The 16,422-nt window shown below is 69.7% G+C and carries 14 protein-coding genes and 1 pseudogene; 4 read left to right on the forward strand and 11 right to left on the reverse strand.

Translation table 11 applies throughout. From position 1 onward, the window contains the following. Positions 1-2: 2 nt before the first annotated feature. From ACZ5CR_RS30115 to ACZ5CR_RS30165, 11 genes and pseudogenes are all read right to left on the reverse strand, one after another. The gene (locus tag ACZ5CR_RS30115; protein WP_468863111.1) at positions 3-836 is read right to left on the reverse strand and encodes a rhamnogalacturonan acetylesterase; all 834 of its coding nucleotides are present in this window, start codon (positions 834-836) and stop codon (positions 3-5) included. Continuing rightward, positions 833-2,191, reverse strand: coding sequence for an ABC transporter substrate-binding protein (locus ACZ5CR_RS30120; protein ID WP_468863113.1), 1,359 nt, complete (start codon positions 2,189-2,191; stop codon positions 833-835). The genes ACZ5CR_RS30115 and ACZ5CR_RS30120 overlap by 4 nt, the downstream gene beginning before the upstream one ends. 56 nt (positions 2,192-2,247) lie before the next feature. Beyond that, positions 2,248-3,291 (reverse strand): annotated as a pseudogene (locus ACZ5CR_RS30125) (pectate lyase family protein); the annotation flags it as partial. Positions 3,292-3,354: 63 nt separating this feature from the next. Further along, positions 3,355-4,905 carry a glycoside hydrolase family 43 protein gene (locus tag ACZ5CR_RS30130; RefSeq protein ID WP_468863115.1) on the reverse strand — a complete coding sequence of 517 codons (1,551 nt, stop codon included), beginning with the start codon at positions 4,903-4,905 and terminating at the stop codon, positions 3,355-3,357. Beyond that, on the reverse strand, positions 4,902-5,756 hold the full coding sequence (locus ACZ5CR_RS30135) for a DUF6807 domain-containing protein (RefSeq protein ID WP_468863117.1): 855 nt from the start codon (positions 5,754-5,756) through the stop codon (positions 4,902-4,904). Before ACZ5CR_RS30135 ends, ACZ5CR_RS30130 begins: the two co-directional genes overlap by 4 nt. Before the next feature lie 7 nt (positions 5,757-5,763). Continuing rightward, entirely contained in the window at positions 5,764-7,047 is a 1,284-nt protein-coding gene (locus tag ACZ5CR_RS30140) for a Gfo/Idh/MocA family protein (RefSeq protein WP_468863120.1), read from the reverse strand. 28 nt (positions 7,048-7,075) lie between these two features. Further along, positions 7,076-7,951, reverse strand: coding sequence for a carbohydrate ABC transporter permease (locus ACZ5CR_RS30145; RefSeq protein ID WP_468863220.1), 876 nt, complete (start codon positions 7,949-7,951; stop codon positions 7,076-7,078). A gap of 32 nt (positions 7,952-7,983) precedes the next feature. After that, entirely contained in the window at positions 7,984-8,940 is a 957-nt protein-coding gene (locus ACZ5CR_RS30150) for a carbohydrate ABC transporter permease (protein ID WP_468863121.1), read from the reverse strand. Positions 8,941-9,056: 116 nt separating this feature from the next. Continuing rightward, positions 9,057-10,772, reverse strand: coding sequence for an L-arabinonate dehydratase (gene araD / locus ACZ5CR_RS30155; protein ID WP_468863123.1), 1,716 nt, complete (start codon positions 10,770-10,772; stop codon positions 9,057-9,059). Further along, entirely contained in the window at positions 10,769-11,695 is a 927-nt protein-coding gene (locus ACZ5CR_RS30160) for a dihydrodipicolinate synthase family protein (protein ID WP_468863125.1), read from the reverse strand. The genes araD and ACZ5CR_RS30160 overlap by 4 nt, the downstream gene beginning before the upstream one ends. Continuing rightward, positions 11,692-12,336 carry a GntR family transcriptional regulator gene (locus tag ACZ5CR_RS30165; RefSeq protein WP_384266648.1) on the reverse strand — a complete coding sequence of 215 codons (645 nt, stop codon included), beginning with the start codon at positions 12,334-12,336 and terminating at the stop codon, positions 11,692-11,694. Before ACZ5CR_RS30165 ends, ACZ5CR_RS30160 begins: the two co-directional genes overlap by 4 nt. Positions 12,337-12,650: 314 nt before the next feature. Here ACZ5CR_RS30165 and ACZ5CR_RS30170 point away from each other — a divergent pair, with 314 nt between their 5' ends. From ACZ5CR_RS30170 to ACZ5CR_RS30185, 4 genes are read left to right on the forward strand one after another with little or no spacing between them, the layout of a single operon-like run. After that, on the forward strand, positions 12,651-13,943 hold the full coding sequence (locus ACZ5CR_RS30170) for an ABC transporter substrate-binding protein (protein ID WP_468863127.1): 1,293 nt from the start codon (positions 12,651-12,653) through the stop codon (positions 13,941-13,943). Then, a complete protein-coding gene (locus ACZ5CR_RS30175) occupies positions 13,943-14,944 on the forward strand; it encodes a carbohydrate ABC transporter permease (protein ID WP_468863223.1) in 1,002 nt (333 codons plus the stop codon). Before ACZ5CR_RS30170 ends, ACZ5CR_RS30175 begins: the two co-directional genes overlap by 1 nt. Continuing rightward, positions 14,941-15,819 carry a carbohydrate ABC transporter permease gene (locus ACZ5CR_RS30180; RefSeq protein ID WP_468863130.1) on the forward strand — a complete coding sequence of 293 codons (879 nt, stop codon included), beginning with the start codon at positions 14,941-14,943 and terminating at the stop codon, positions 15,817-15,819. The genes ACZ5CR_RS30175 and ACZ5CR_RS30180 overlap by 4 nt, the downstream gene beginning before the upstream one ends. A 39-nt stretch (positions 15,820-15,858) precedes the next feature. After that, positions 15,859-16,407: a hypothetical protein gene (locus ACZ5CR_RS30185; RefSeq protein WP_468863226.1), complete on the forward strand. Its 549-nt coding sequence runs from the start codon at positions 15,859-15,861 to the stop codon at positions 16,405-16,407. Positions 16,408-16,422: the final 15 nt, after the last annotated feature.

The raw sequence follows: 16,422 nt of genomic DNA on the forward strand, positions 1-16,422 counted from the left end.
CGTTACGGTCCTTCCGGCCAGGTGATCCAGGAATCGGGTATCGCGGCGTCGAGCCGGCGCACGTCCCGCGGTGCGAGCACGTTGCGGTGCAGCAGTTCGGCCGCCACCAGACGCGCCACGGCGATCGCGCCCGGCGGATTGAAGTGCGTGTTGTCCTGCTCGGTGGCGGTCCAGTTGAAGTACGCCTTGGTCTCCTCGACGCCGAGCCTCTGCCACAGGGCGAGCGACAGGGCCTGCACGTCGAGCAGCGGCACGCCTTCGGCCTCGGCGAGCGCCCGCATCGCGGCCGGATAGTCGCCGTGGGTGGGCAGCGCGGTGCCGTCCGCGTCGAACTTCCTGCGCTCGACGGCGGTCGCGAGCACCGGCCGCGCGCCACGGGACCGAGCCCCGTCGACGTACCTCTTCAAGTACTCCTGATACGTGGACCAGGGCTCGGTGTAGCGCGTCGGATCGGCGCTCTTCTCGTCGTTGTGCGCGAACTGGATGAGAAGGCGGTCGCCGGGTCGGATCGCCTCCAGGATCACGGCGAGGCGGCCCTCGTCGACGAAGCTCTTCGAACTCCGGCCGTTCACAGCGTGGTTGGCGACCCGCGGGCGGCGGTCGTGGAGGAAGAAGGGAAGGGCCATGCCCCAGCCGGTCTCGGGCGCCGCGTCGGTGTACTTCTGCGCGGCGGTGGAGTCCCCGGCGATGTAGAGCGTGCTCGCGGGAGCCGCTCCGGGATTCTCTCGTCCTGAGTGGCTGAACGCCGCCGGGGCCGCGGCCACCGCGAGCGGAAGGCTCGCGAGGGCCGCGACCGCACGGCGTCGGCCGACGCCGTGCGCGGGGCGCGCTGTCACTTGTTCTGTTCGTTCCACTCGGCCTGAGCCTTGTTGAGCTGCTCGGCGAGCGTGTCGAGGAAGTCCTTCGCGGACATCTTGCCGAGCAGGACCTTCTGGTAGTTCGGCTCGTTGTCGGCCTTGCTGATGGTGTTCCAGTCAGGCAGGTAGTACGGCAGCTGCACGATCTTCAGGGAGCCGTCGTTGAGCGCCGCGGCGGCCAGCTTCGTGGGCTCCGCCGCGTTCACCCAGGCGTCCTTGGAGGCCGCGGTGTTGGCGGGGATGGCGCCCGCCGACTTGTTCCACTTGCTGTTGGACTTGTGCGAGGCCGCGAACTCGATGAACTTCCAGGCCGCCGCCTTCTTCTTGCTGGACTTGAACAGGCCGAGCCCGTCGACGGGGTTGGAGACCTGGACGCGAATGCCCGCATCGGTCGTCGGGTTGGGCAGGCCGCGGAACTTGCCCTCACCGAGTGCCTTCACATGGTCCGTGTAGGAGCCGAGGTTGTGGCTGAGCATGCCGATCTGGCCCGTGTCCCACTGGGCGTTCATCTTCTTGAAGTCGTTGTTGACATCGGCCGCGGGGGTGTTGTTCTTGTAGAGCGCGACGTACTTCTTCAACGCCTCCACGTTCTTGGGGTCGTTGACGGTGGTCTTGTCGCCGTCCCAGAACGAACCGATGCCGGACTGACCGTAAGCCGCGTCGAGCGCCTGGGCGATGGAACCCTCGCCGCCGCGAATGGTGTACCCGAACTTGTTGTCGCCCTTGGCGGTGAGCTTCTTCGCCGCCTCGTAGAACTTGCTCCAGTTGGTGGGGGCGTCGAGGCCAGCCGACTTGAACAGATCGGTGCGGTAGTACAGCACACCGTTGCTCGCGGACGTCGGCACCGTGAAGAGCCGGTTGCCGCCGCCCGCCGCCCGGACGCTGTCGACCATGCCCGGGTTCAGCTCGCCCTCCAGGGAGCTCCCGCTCAGCCGGTCGTCCAGCGGCTCGAGGGCGTTCTGCGCGGAGATCCCCGCGAGCATCGCCGCACCGACGCCGCCGACGTCGGGAAGGCCGCCGCCCTGGATGGCGGTGTCGTACTTGGACTGGACGCTCTCGGCGGGGATCGGCACGTACTTGACGTGGATGTCCGGGTTCTGCGCCTCGAAGTCCTTGATGATCTCCTTCCAGACGTCGGTGCGGACACCGCCGTTGTTGTCCCAGAAGGTGATCTCGCCCTTCCCGGAACCCTCCTTGCCCTTGTCCCCGCCGGACCCGCTGCCGTCGTCGCCACAGGCGGTGGCGGTCAGCGCGAACGCGGCGGTGAGGGCGACGGCGGCCACCGCGCGACGGCTTCTGTCTCTGTCTCTGCCTCTACGGATGGTGATGTTCATGGTCGGCTCTCTTCTTCAGATGTGCGGGTCGGATGGTGCGAGGTGCTGTGGGGTCAGGAGGCGATCGCCGGCTGCGGTCCGGAGAACTTCTTCACCAGGCGCGGGACGGCCGCCGCCGGGTCGAGGTCGTAGGCGTAGAAGGCGCGCGGGTCGAAGGCCGTGCCCCACGCGTCGTGGCGTCCCGTCGTGTTCTTCACGATCGAGCCGCGCTGCACCAACTCGGCCGTCTCGTCGGCCTGGTAGGGGTGCTGTACGTCCTCGTAGAAGCTGTTCTCGATGACCATCTTCGTCTTGCCGCGCGCCCAGTTGCCGTACGTCCACACCGGGTCGCCGTCGGCGACCTGCGCCGACACGTAGTTGTTGTAGAGGTGCGCGTAGGCACAGTTGTCGGCGGACGGATTGCGCTGCTTGGTGCCGCTGAACCAGTTGTGGTCGATGGTCACCTGCGTCTTGACCTGGTCGGTCCAGCCGATGCCGAACGCCTTGTTGTGGTTCTCGAAGCGGTTGTACGAGACCGTGATGTACTCGCTGTCCTTGCGCAGGTCGATCAGGCCGTCGCCCATGCGCGTGAGCCGGTTGTGGTCGATCCAGACGTGGTCGACGGAGTCCAGCTGGATCGCGTCGAAGTCCTGCGTCTTGCCGTCCCAGTCGCCGTCCACGTACGAGTCGCGGATGGTCAGGTTGCGGATGATGACGTTGCTCGTGCCGGGGTTCAGGTGCAGCTCGCCGTGGACGATCTCGCCGGTTCCGCCGACGCCGACGATCGTCTTGTCCGAGGCGACCACGATGTCCGAGCCGAACGGCTCGACGGCCACCGTGCCCTTCACGCGGATGACGTAGGGCTCGGCGGCGCCCGCGTACTTGGCGAGCGAGGCCCGGTCGGTGACGGTGACGACCTTGCCGCCCGCGCCCCCGGTGGTGCCTCCGGCCAGCGAGGCGAAACCGTGCGGGGTGCCGGAGAGGCGGTCGTGGGCCGGGGCGGCCGAGGCCCGCGCCGGGTCGTGCACGGCCGTCAGGCCGAGGACGACGGCCAGCGCGGCCACCGCCGCGAGGGCACGTGACCTCAGGCGTCCGGTGCTGCTGCGCAGGTGCTGCTCCATTGCGGCTCCCAACAGGCGTACGGGCAGGATCAGTCAGGCAGAGACAGGCTCAGACAGGCAGAGTCAGGCAGTGGTGATCCGGAAGTGCGTGAACAGGGCCGTCCCGGCCGCGTTCCGCCCTGCCGGTGCCGTGGCGAACAGGCCGAGCAGCGCGCCCACCCACCGCCACGGCGTCGCGGTGAAGACCTGCCCCGATGGCCAAAAGCCGTCGCCGGTGTCCGCGGAGAAGCGGCAGCGTGCGCCGTCCGTGATGTCGATCCGCAGCCGCGCGGTGCCGTCGGGCGCGGGGCGAGGATGCTCCGCGTCGCGTTCCCGTTCGGCGACGGACTCGGCGAACCGGTGGACGAGGCGGACCGCTCCGTCGCCGTCGCGTTCGAGGCCGATCCAGTTGAAGGCGTCGCCGAGCACGGCGAGTCCGGCCCTGGCGTCGGCCGCGGTGCCGTCGAGGCGCAGGCCGACCTCGACGGTGCACGGCGTGAGCGGAAGACGCTGGGTCAGGACGTGCGGCAGGCGGCGCAGGTCGTGGGCGTCCGCGGACCGGACGCAGGAGAGGCGCAGGCCGTCCGCCGCGTGCGAAGTCGCCCAGCCGTCACCAGGGTTGGCGGACCACTGCCACTGGCGGCCGTGGCGTCCGCCGGGGAAGTCGTCGTCGGTGGCGGGCGCCGACACGGGCTGCGGCGGCAGGTCGGGCTTCTTGTGTACGTCGACGGGGGTGCCGCCGTGCCCGATCACCGGCCAGCCGTCCGTGTCCCGGTGCAGCGGCTGGAGGTGGACGACACGGCCGTAGGCGCCGCGCTGCTGGAAGTGCAGGAACCAGTCCTCGCCGGACGGGGTGCGCACCCAGCCGCCCTGGTGGGGGCCGTTGACGTCGGTGTCGCCCTGCTCCAGGACGATCCGCTCCTCGTAGGGACCGTGGAAGGTCCGTGAGCGGAAGGCGCCCTGCCAGCCGGTCTCCACCCCGCCGGCCGGGGCGAGGATCCAGAACCAGCCGTCGTGACGGTAGAGCTTGGGCCCCTCCAGCGTGAACCAGCCGGGGAGCCGGTCGCCGTCGACCAGCACCTGCCCCTCGTCGAGGAGTTCACGGCCGTCGGGGCTCATGCGATGACCGGTGAGCCGGTTCTTGACGCCGGAGCGCGACTTGGCCCACGCGTGCACGAGATACGCGTCGCCGCGTTCCTCGTCCCACAGCGGGCAGGCGTCGATGAGCCCCTTGCCCGCCTTGACGAGGTGCGGCGCGCTCCAAGGCCCTCGAATATCCGGGGAGTTGACCTGGAACACGCCGTGGTCGGGGTCGCCCCAGAAGATCCAGAACCGCCCCTCGTGGTGCCGGATCGAGGGCGCCCACACCCCGCAGTCGTGCCGTGGCGCGGCGAACGACTCGGCGGGTTCCAGGCGCTCCAGGGCGTGCCCGATCAGGGTCCAGTTCACCAGGTCGCGGGAGTGGAGCAGCGGCAGTCCCGGGGCGCGCCCGAAGCTGGACGCGGTGAGGTAGAAGTCGTCGCCGACGCGGACGACGTCGGGGTCGGACCAGTCGGCGGCGAGGACGGGGTTGCGGTAGGTCCCGTCGCCCAGGTCGCCAAGTCTGTGCGCGGAGCTCGTGCGGGTCGCGTTCACGCGGTCACCGCCTTGCGGACGAGTCCGGCGGCCTCGGTCCGGCTCGGGCGGCCGTCGGCGACGACGGTGATGACACGGCGTACGACGGTCTCCCCGGGGCCGATCGGCAGGCGCCGCGCATGCGCGAGCGAGGAGCCGACACCCGGATACTCCGCGGTCCGCACGAACCACGGGTCGCGCCGTGTCCCGGGCGTCGCCCCGGCGAAGACGAGGGTCCAGCCCTGGCCCGCGAGGGCGAGCCAGTCGGCCGTGGCGCCATGCGCGGCGGCCTCGCCGTCGGTGTCCGCGGTGAACACCTGGGGGGCCTTCGTCTCCTTGGGGGCACGCCAGAAGAAGCCTCCGTAGGCGGCGCCGGGGCGGCCGTTGGTGGCGGGGCTGCCGATCGAGATCTCCGCGTCGGCGGGGTTGGTGAGGGAGAACGTGAAGTCGAGGGCCCAGGCGGACGTGGTGAGGGGCGTGACGGCGACGGTCCGCCGCTCGCGAAGCAGCTCGCACTCCCCGTCGAGCCAGCCGATCTCCTCGACGAATCCGTCGGGGTCGCGCAGCTTGAACTCCAGGTGGCGCTGTTCACCGTGGTTGTCGAGCTCGGTCGGCCCCTGGTCGCGTACGTAGGTGCGCCCGCCCCAGAAGTTGCGGCCCGCCGCGTCGGGCACGGCGACACCCACGCCGAGGTGGTGCGGGTGGTCGGCCGGGCCGGACTCGGTGACGGGGAGGCCGCCGAAGGTGCGCACGGGGTGGAGGTAGGGGCGGGGCGCGAGCCGTGGATCGACCGAGGGGTGGATGACGTAGCGGCCTACGGGGCGGCCCGAGCAGCGCAGCATGAGCGCGGAGTCGGTCGCGGTTCTGTTCATGGCGTTCTCACCTCTGTGGGGTCTCGGCGGTGGGGGTGCGAGAGGTGGAGGGCCCGGCGGTGGGGGCGGCCCGGGTGTCAGGGGCCTGCCGGGCGGCGGGCCGGGACGCGGGCGACTGCTCCGGCAGCGCCCAGAACGTGCCGAGCTCCGCATAGCCGCACAGCGTGTCGGCGCTCGCCGCGACGAGCCCGTCGATGCCGTGCACGACCCGGCGCCGTACGCCTTCGTGCTCACCGGGCACACTGCGCCAGGCCTCGACCGGCAGCGGGTGCGGATCGGGCGCCAGGCGGACCGACTCGACGACCTTCATGAAGGCACCCGTCGACGACGGTGGCACCAGCAGCTCCGCACGGCCCGCGAGATGCTCGACGAGGTTCTCGAGGAGATCCGTCCGCCCGTGCAGGACCTCATCGGGCCCGTGCCCGGCGCGCTGCACGAGCACCCGGTCCTGCTTGTACCAGAACGTGATGCGGCCCTTGGTGCCGTGGACGATGACGTACGGCTCGTCGGGACGCTCGGCGCAGAGGGTCGCGGCGACCCCGATACGGCCGCCGCGCGCCGTCGTGATTCCCACGAAGGAGGTGTCGTCGGACTCGATGGCGTTGGCGCGGAACAGCTCCGTGTCCACCCGCGTGACGTCCTCGGCCCCCACGGACCCGTCGACCGCCAGGGCGGTGGCGACGGCGTGGGCGAGGGGGTTGGTGAGAACCCCGTCCACGACGTCCACGCCGCCCAGGCGGCGCCGCCCCGCCCAGGGCGCACGCCGGTAGTAGGCCTCGTCACGCGCCCAGGCCCCGGCCGCGCCGACGCCCACCGGCTCACCGATCACCCCGTCGGCGACGAGGGCGCGGATGGCGGGCACGGCGTGCGAGCCGAGCGACTGGAAACCGACCTGGCAGGCCACGCCCGCCGCGGCCACCGCGTCGGTGATCCGCCGGAAGTCGGCGTACGAAGGGGCGGGCGGCTTCTCCAGGAGCAGGTGCACGCCCCGCGCGGCGGCGGCGACGGCCAGGTCGGCGTGGGTGGGGATGGGTGTGCAGATGACGGCGACGGCGGCCGAGGTGGCATCGAGCAGAGCGGCGAAGTCCGGGGACTGGGCGGGCTCACCCAGCACCCCGTCGAGCTCGGCGCCGGTCAGCGGGTCGAGCTCACAGATCCCCACGAGCCGTACGAGACCGTCCTGTTGGAGCCGGCGGATGTTCTCCAGGTGCCATCTGCCGTGCCCGCGCGCACCGGCGAGGACGAGCGGCAGCGGGGTGCGGGGCGCCGCGGGCCCCGGGCCGCGGTTCATCGGATCCTCCTGCTGAAGGGCGCGGTGCTCATCCCTTCACCGCCCCGGCGCTGAACCCCGTGACCAGCCACTTCTGGATGAAGGCGAAGACGATCACCACGGGCAGGGCGGCGATGACGCCACCCGCCGCGAGCGCCCCGAGGTCGACGCTGTCGGCGCCCATCAGGGTGGCGAGGCCGACCGGGATCGTCTGCTTGTCCTGGTTGGAGAGGAACATCAGAGCGAAGAGGAAGTGGTTCCAGCTGTGCACGAAGGCGAAGGAGCCGACCGCGATCAGACCCGGCCGCAGGAGAGGCAGGACGACGGCGCAGAAGGCGCGGAAGCGTCCGCAGCCGTCGACCCAGGCGGCCTCCTCCAGGGAGTACGGCACGTTCTTGATGAACCCGCTGATCAGGATCATCGAGAGCGGCAGCTGGAAGACGGCCTCGGCGATGATGACGCTGCCGAGCGAGTTGATCATCTGGAGGTTGGCGAAGATCTGGAAGAGCGGCACCAGCATCAGTGCGCCGGGGATGAACTGCGAGCACAGCAGCGCCAGCATGAAGCCGCGCTTGATCTTGAAGTCGAAGCGGGCGAGTGCGTAGCCGCCGGCGAGGGCGACGAGCGTCGTCATCAGCATCGACAGGAGGCCGACGATGAGGCTGTTCTGGAAGAAGAGCGCGAAGCTCCGCTCCGTCCACACCTTGTCGAAGTGCTCGAACGTGATCGGCCAGGGAAGCAGCGAGGTCGAGCCCGCGGGGCGGATCGCGAAGAGCAGCATCCAGTAGAAGGGGATGAGGGTGAAGAGGAGGTAGATGCCGAGCGGGAGGTAGATCTGCCAGCGGGGGGCCTCGTCCCAGGGGCGCCGCTTGCGGGTGGGCGGGCCGCCGTCGTGCGGTCTGGCGGGTGCGGCGGGACCCGCCATGTCGGCTTCCCTGTTCAGGTGCTGCGTGGTGCTCACTTGTCCTGACCTCCGAACTTGCTCAGCCGCAGATAGACCATCGAGCAGAAGAGGAGGATCACGAACGCGATGGATGTCAGCGCGGAGGCGTAGCCGAAGTCGTGCGAGTCGACGGCGATGGACGCGATGCGCAGTGGCAGGGTCGTCGTCTCGCCCGCGGGTCCGCCGCCGGTGAGGGTGTAGAGCAGGTCGACGTTGTTGAACTCCCAGACCGCGCGGAGCAGCGTGGAGAGGATGATCGCGTCCTTCAGGTGCGGCAGCGTGATGTGGAAGAACTGCCGGAAGCGGCTCGCGCCGTCCACCTCGGCGGCCTCGTACAGATCCTTCGAGACGGACTGCAGGTCGGCGAGGATGAGGATCGCGAAGAAGGGGACACCGCGCCAGAGTTCGGCGACGACGACGGCCGGGAAGACGGTGCTGGTGTCCGAGAGCCAGGACGTTCCGTACGAGCCGATCCCCATGTCCGAGAGGTAACGGGTGATGCCTGTCTGCGAGTTGAAGATGAGCAGCCAGATCGTCGAGGTGAGCACGCCGGAGACGGCCCACGGCGAGAAGACCATGGCGCGGGCCATCGCACGGCCGATGAAGGTCTGGTTGACGATCAGGGCGAGCCCCAGGCCCAGGAGCAGTTGCAGGACGACCTCGACGACCACCCACTGGAGGCTGAAGCCCAGCGTCTGCCAGAACTGCGGGTCCTTGGTGAACGCGGTGACGAAGTTGTCGAATCCCGCGAAGCCGTTGCGCCAGGGCTTGGTGGGGTTGTAGTTGCGCAGGCTGTAGTAGAAGACGCTGATGACCGGGTAGGCGATGAAGCCCACCATCAGGAGTCCGGCCGGCGCGATCAGCAGATACGGGAGGCGGCGCGGGGTCGCTCCCGTTCGGCGCCGGTGCGCACCCGGCGTGCGGCGCCGGGGCGGTGGCTGCGGTGGCGCTTTCGCCACAGCTGAGGCCATGTCTGCTTCTCCGTTCTCATGGGCGGCACACAGTCGGCGAGATGAAGCGCTTCGCAGACGTTGTTCGAAATCTCGTACAAAAGGAAGACGAGTCAAGGGAGAGCGGCCGACAGGGCTCAGCCCACGTACGGGTCGGGAACCTCGCCCTCGCGGGCCAGGAACGCGAAGTCGCAGCCGGTGTCGGCCTGGGTGATCTGCTCGCTGTAGAGCGCGCCGTAGCCACGTCCGTAGCGTGCGGGCGGCGGCGTCCACGCGGCCCGGCGCCGCTCCAACTCCTCATCGGACACGTCGAGATGGAGTGAGCGCGCCTCGACGTCCAGGGTGATCGGGTCTCCCGTACGGACGAGGGCGAGCGGCCCGCCGACATGCGACTCGGGAGCCACGTGCAGCACACACGCGCCGTACGACGTGCCGCTCATCCGCGCGTCGGAGATCCGCACCATGTCGCGCACCCCCTGCTTGAGCAGATGATCGGGGATCGGGAGCATCCCGTACTCGGGCATGCCCGGGCCGCCCTTGGGGCCGGAGCCGCGCAGGACGAGGACGTGGTCGGCGGTGATGCCGAGCTCCGGGTCGTTGATGGTGCGCTGCATCTGGCGGTAGTCGTCGAAGACGACCGCGGGGCCGGTGTGCCGCAGCAGGCGCGGCTCGGCGGCGATGTGCTTGATGACGGCGCCGTCCGGACAGAGGTTCCCGCGCAGCACCGCCACGCCGCCCTCGTCGGCGAGGGGCTTCTCGCGGGGGCGGATGACCTCGGGATTGTGCACGACGGCGCCCGCGAGCTGCTCGCGCAGGGTGCCGTGGGCGACGGTCGGGCGGTCCAGATGAAGCACGTCGGTCAACTGGGCCAGGAAGGCCGGGAGTCCGCCCGCGAAGTGGAAGTCCTCCATGAGGTACTGCCCGCCGGGGCGCAGGTTGGCGAGGACCGGCACGGTCCGCGCGATCCGGTCGAAGTCGTCCAGCGTGAGGCGTACGCCGCTGCGGCCCGCCATCGCGATCAGATGGATCACGGCGTTGGTGGAGCCGCCGAGGGCCAGGACGGTGGCGACCGCGTCCTCGTACGCCTCCGCGGTCAGGAAACCCGACAACTTCAGGTCCCGGCGCACGAGTTCGACGATCCGCATCCCGGACGCCGCCGCCATCCTGTCGTGCCCGGAGTCCACCGCGGGAATCGAGGAGGCACCGGGCAGCGTCACGCCGAGCGCCTCGGCCGCCGCGGTCAGCGTCGACGCCGTACCCATGGTCATGCAGTGGCCGGGGGAGCGGGCGAGGCCGTTCTCCAGCTCGGCCAGTTCGCAGTCGCCGATGAGACCGGCGCGCTTGTCGTCCCAGTACTTCCACATGTCGGTGCCGGAACCGAGCACCTCGTTGCGCCAGTGCCCCGGGAGCATGGGCCCGGCCGGCACGAACACGGTCGGCAGGTCGACGCTCGCGGCGCCCATGAGCAGGGCGGGCGTCGTCTTGTCGCAGCCGCCGAGCAGCACGGCCCCGTCCACCGGATAGGACCTGAGCAGCTCCTCGGTCTCCATGGCGAGGAGGTTCCGGTAGAGCATCGGGGTCGGCTTCTGGAAGGTCTCCGAGAGGGTGGAGACGGGGAATTCGAGGGGGAAGCCGCCCGCCTGCCACACCCCGCGCTTGACCGCCTGGGCGCGGTCGCGCAGATGGACGTGGCACGGGTTGATGTCGGACCAGGTGTTGAGGACGGCGATGACGGGCTTGCCCAGGTGCTCCTCGGGCAGGTAGCCGAGCTGGCGGGTGCGCGCCCGGTGGCTGAAGGAGCGGAGGCCGTCCGTGCCGTACCACTGGTGGCTGCGCAGTTCGTCGGGCCTCATATCGCCCACGCCTTCACGAGCGCCGCTATCTCCTCGCGCCGCTCGTCGGGCAGGACCCGGCTCGGCGGGCGCACCTCGCGGCGGCACAGGCCGAGCGCGGCGAGGGCCTCCTTGACGACGGTGACGTTGTCCGCGGACTGGTCGGCGGCGCGCAGCTCCTCGAAGCGGCGGATCCGCTCCCAGACGTCCATGGCCGCCGGATAGTCGCCCGCCCGCAGGGCCTCCAGCATGCGGAGCGACACCTCGGGCGCGACATTGACCAGGCCCGACGTGAAACCGGTGGCGCCCACGGCCCAGTACGCGGGGGCGTACAGCTCGGCGAGCCCCGCCACCCACACGAAGCGTTCGAGCCCCGCGTCCCGCGCGAACGCGGCGAAGGTGGCGGCGTCCGGCGTCGCGTACTTCGCGCCGATCACGTTCGGGCACGACTCGCCCAGGTCCGCGAGGCACTGACCGGTGAGGCGCGGATTGCGGATGTAAGGCACGACACCGAGCTCGGGCACGGCATCGGCGACGGCACGGTGGTAGTCGACCCAGCCGTCCTGGGACACGTAGGGATGCACCGGCTGATGCACCATCACCATGTGTGCACCGGCGTCCCGCGCGTGCCGGGCGGCGGCGATCGCGGTCGGCAGGTCGTGCCCGACACCGACGAGCACGGTGGCGCCGTTCCCGCTCGCCTCCTCCATGGTCAACTCGGTGACCAGGCGCCGCTCGTCGGGGCTCAGGGCGTAGAACTCGCCGGTGTTGCCGTTCGGCGTGAGGGTGCGCACACCGCCGTCGACGAGGCGCCGTACCAGGGCGCGGTAGGTGTCCCGCTCCACGGAGCCGTCTTCGGCGAACGGGGTCACCGGGATCGCGACGACGTCGGCGAGGGCCGAACGCAGCTCGGCGAAACTGGAGTGGTGTCCGGGTCCGGTCATGAAAGCTCCCCCTCCGGGAACGCCCGCCGTACGAACGAGGCGATGTGGTCATGGAGTCCGCGGGCAGCCGCGTCGGCTTCCCCCGCGAGCGCGAGCCGCAGGATCTCCCGGTGCTCGGCCGCCTCCCGCTCCCAGGAGGGCAGGGTCGCCCAGGCGACGGCGGAGACCAGGGCCGCCTGGTCGCGCACGTCGTCGAGCATGCGGGAGAGCAGTGGATTGCCGCACGGAACGTAGAGCGCGCGGTGGAACTCCCGGTTGGCCAGCGAGCGTTCGGCCGCGTCCGCCGCGGTGTCGGCCCGCTCCAGGGCGTCGCGCGCCTCCTCCAGGAGGGCGCCGGACCGGACGGTGCGCCGCAGCGCCTCCGGTTCCAGCAGGAGGCGTACGTCGTAGACCTCCTGCGCCATGGCCGCGTCCACCGTGCGCACGGTGGCGCCCTTGTACTGGCTCATGACGACGAGCCCGGTCCCGGCGAGTGTCTTCAGCGCTTCCCGTACGGGCGTCTTGGAGACCGCGAACTGGGCGGCGAGTTCGGTCTCGACGAGTGGCTGACCTGGGGCCAGCTGCCCGGTGAGGATGCGGTGCTTGACCGCCTCGAGCACGTACTGCGTGCGCGAGGGGATGGGGTGGGGCGCAAAGTTCATCGATGCTCTCAGTCGTCGTGCAGCCGTCGTGCGATCTCCGTGCAGCCGTCCTGCAGCCATCGCGTATCGCGTCTCATATATGACGTACGAAGTACGACGCGATGAAAGTAGGACGCCGGCAGGCCCACGTCAATGTTTCGCGCAGGAAAACCCGTTCGAGATCTCGGAGTTGGGCCGGTGGGCTCGAAGCGCTTCGACCGTTCTTGTCCGAACCGTTGACGTACACACTCCGGCTCCCTACTTTGTCCCGGCAAGCGCTTACCTAAAACGATTCAATCGCGTACTGGCGTACTGACGGAGGACGAACTGTGCCGATGAATGGGGAAGTTGACAGGCGCGGCCTGTTGAAACTGGCAGGCGGCTCGTTGGCGGTCCTCGGGCTGACCGCGGCGGGCTGCGGCGGAAGCGGGTCGGGCGACGGGACCGTCACCATCCGGTACGCGTGGTGGGGCTCCGACGACCGTGCCAAGCGGATCAACCGGACCATCGAGCTCTTCGAGAAGAAGTACCCGAAGATCAAGGTGAAGACGGACTTCCAGCCCTACCTGGACTTCTGGAAGAAGTTCAACACCCAGGCCTCCGGGGGCAATCCGCCGGACGTCTTCCAGAACGCGATCGGGTTCCTGCGCAAGTACGACGAGCGCAACGTCCTTCTCGACCTGAACGCGCAGGCCAAGGCGGGAAACCTGCGCCTCGACGGCTTCCGCGCGGGTCTGGAGAAGTTCGGCGAGGTCGACGGCAAGCTGCTCGGCGTCCCGGTCGGCAGCAACTCCATGGCTCTGGTGATCGACAAGCCGGTCTACGAGAAGGCCGGAGTCACCCCGAAGATGGGCTGGACCTGGGACGACTTCCACACCGCGATGGAGAAGATCCGGAGGCAGGGCAGGTCGGGGGACAGCGGACTCTACGGCGTCATGTACCTCTACGACCCCTACCTGCGCCAGCAGGGCAAGGCCTTCTTCACCGAGAACGGCCTCGGCTTCGACGAGGCCGACCTCAAGGAGTGGTGGACCAAGGGATATGCCGGGGTGAAGTCGGGGATCTACTCCGACCCGAAGAAGGTCGCCCAGATCAAGCCCAAGTCCGCCGTGGCCGCCGAGATCGCGGCCTCCGAGTTCACCTGGGACAACTTCACCGTCCGCTACACCGCCGAGGGCAAGAGCAAGTACGGCCTCGCGCCGCTCCCCACCACCGACGGCAAGAAGACCGGGCAGTACCTCGGCTCGCTGATGCTCAGCGGCTCCAAGCGCACCCAGCACCCCAAGGAAGTCGCGCAGTTCATCGACTTCATGGTGCACGACCCCGAGGTCGCCAAGATCATGGGCTACGACCGCGGGGTGCCCACCACGACCGCGCAGTACGAGGCGTACAAGCCCGACGAGGAGAAGGACGAGGTGATCGCCGAGGTGAACAAGGAGATCGCCGCGTACGAGGAGCAGCTGGTCGACGCCGGTGTCCTGGAGGCCATCACGCCGCATCCGGCGGGCGCGGACGTCTGCGAGGCGGCGTTCCTGCGGATCGCCGAGGAACTGGCCCTGGGGGAGCGGTCGGTGGACGAAGCGGTGAAGCAGTTCTTCACCGAGTGCAAGACCGCGCTCGGTTCCTGATGGGCGGCACGACGGCCTCCCTGCGGACCCCCGTGGCGCCGACCGCGCCCGAGAGGTCGAAGCCGCCGCGCGGTGGCCGCCTCCCCGCGGCCGCGCGGCGGCGACGGCGGGGCGAGAACATCGCCGGGTTCCTCTTCATGTCGCCGTGGCTCGCGGGTTTCCTGCTCCTTACGGCCGGGCCCATGGTCGCATCGCTCTACTTCGCCTTCACCGACTACAACCTGTTCGACGCCCCCAAGTGGATCGGCCTCGACAACTTCACCGAGATGTTCGCCGACCCGCGCTGGCGCAAGTCGGTGGAGGTGACGCTCTGGTACGTCGTCGTCGGCACCCCGCTCAAGCTGGCCGCGGCGCTCGGCGTCGCGCTGCTGCTGAGCCAGAAGCGGCGCGGACAGGCCTTCTACCGGGCCGCTTTCTACGCGCCGTCCCTGATCGGCGCCAGTGTCTCGATCGCCGTCGTCTGGAAGGCCATCTTCTCGGACGACGCCATCGTCGACCGTACGCAGCGGGCGGTCTTCGGCATGGACGTGGGCGGCTGGACCGGCGACCCGCAGTGGATCATCTACAGCCTGATCGCGCTCACCGTCTGGCAGTTCGGCGCGCCGATGGTCATCTTCCTGGCCGGCCTGAAGCAAGTGCCGCGCGAGCTGTACGAGGCGGCGGAGGTGGACGGCGCGGGCACCTGGCGGCGGTTCTGGAGCATCACGCTGCCGATGATCTCCCCGGTGCTCTTCTTCAACGTCCTCCTGGAGACCATCCACTCCTTCCAGATCTTCGCGTCCGCGTACATCGTCGGCGGCGGCGCGGGCGGCAACGCCTGTGGTCCGGCGGACGGTTCGCTCGTCTACACCTGCTATCTCTACGTCCAGGGCTTCGAGAACAGCCGGATGGGCCTGGCCTCCGCCATGGCCTGGATGCTGCTGCTCGCGGTGGCGCTCGTGACGGCGGTCCTGTTCTGGTCCCAGAAGCGCTGGGTGCACTACGAGGAGGCATCCCGTTGAACAGCGCGGCACGCGGTCCCTTCGCCCATCGAGCCTCCCGTCGTCGGGGGGCGGGTTCGCTGGCCTGGCACATCGGGTCCCTCGCGGTCCTCGCCGTGGTCCTCTACCCCGTGATCTGGGCGATCGGCGGCTCGCTCAAGCCGAACGAGGAGATCGTCGGAAGCCTCGACCTCTTCCCGACGGACCCCATCGTCGCCAACTACGCCGGACTCGCCGACGGCATCGCCGACATCTCCATCTCCACCTTCTTCTCCAACTCCCTCTTCCTGGCGCTCGGTTCGGTGGTGGGAGTGCTCTTCTCCTGCTCGCTCGCGGGCTACGCCTTCGCGCGGATCAAGTTCGCGGGACGCAATCTGCTCTTCGCGCTGATGATCGGCACCCTGCTGCTTCCGTACCACGTGCTCCTGATCCCGCAGTACGTGCTGTTCCAGAAGATGGGCCTGATCAACACCTATACGCCGCTGCTGCTCGGCAAGTACCTGGCGGTGGACGCCTTCTTCGTCTTCCTGATGGTGCAGTTCATGCGGAACCTGCCCAAGGAGCTGGACGAGGCGGCGCGGCTCGACGGCTGCGGGCATCTGCGGATCTACTGGTCGATCGTCCTTCCACTGTGCAGGCCGGCATTGATCACCAGCGCGATCTTCACCTTCATCAACTCCTGGAACGACTTCATGGGGCCGCTGATCTATCTCAACGACCCCTCGAAGTACACCGTCTCCCTCGGCCTCAAGATGTTCGTCGACCAGGAGGGCCTGGCCAACTACGGCGGCATGATCGCCATGTCCCTCGTCGCGCTGCTGCCCGTCCTGGCGTTCTTCCTGGCCTTCCAGCGGTACCTGATCGACGGTATGGCCACGTCGGGTCTGAAGGGCTGAGGCCGCGTGAGTGACCGCGTGCGCCGGAAGTCAGTCTTCATGGACCGCTTCGGCGCCTTCGCCGAGTGCCTGCTGACCGGGGTGTGGATCGCGCTCGCCGCCCTGCCCCTGATCACGCTGCCCGCCGCCTTCGCGGCCGGTTCCCGCCACCTGAACCGTCACCTGGCCCACGAGACCTCCGGGTGGCGGGAGTTCACCGCCGATCTGCGCGCGGCGGTGCGGCGCGGCTGGCTGGTGGGCCTCGCGGGATGGGCGGCGCTCGCCCTGCTCCTGGCCGACATCGCGTTCGTACGGGCGGGCCTTCCCGGCGGTACGTTCGTCGGCGCGGTCGGAGTCATCGCCCTGTTCGTCCTGGTCGTCGCCGGTCTCCGGGCGGCCGCCACCTGGGGCCCCGGGGAGTCGTGGCGCGTGCTCCTGACCGGGGCGGTGCGCCGCACGCTGCGCGATCCCGCCGGTTCACTGGTGATCGTCTGCGGTTTCGCGGTGGTCGCCGCCTCCGCCTGGTTCGCCCTGCCGCTGGCGGCGCCCGCACTGGGGATGGTCGCGGCGGCGGCGCTGGCCGTCGAACGGCGCGGCGCGGCGGACTGACACCCGAGTTACAGG

Source organism: Streptomyces sp. NPDC031274 (genome assembly GCF_055570235.1).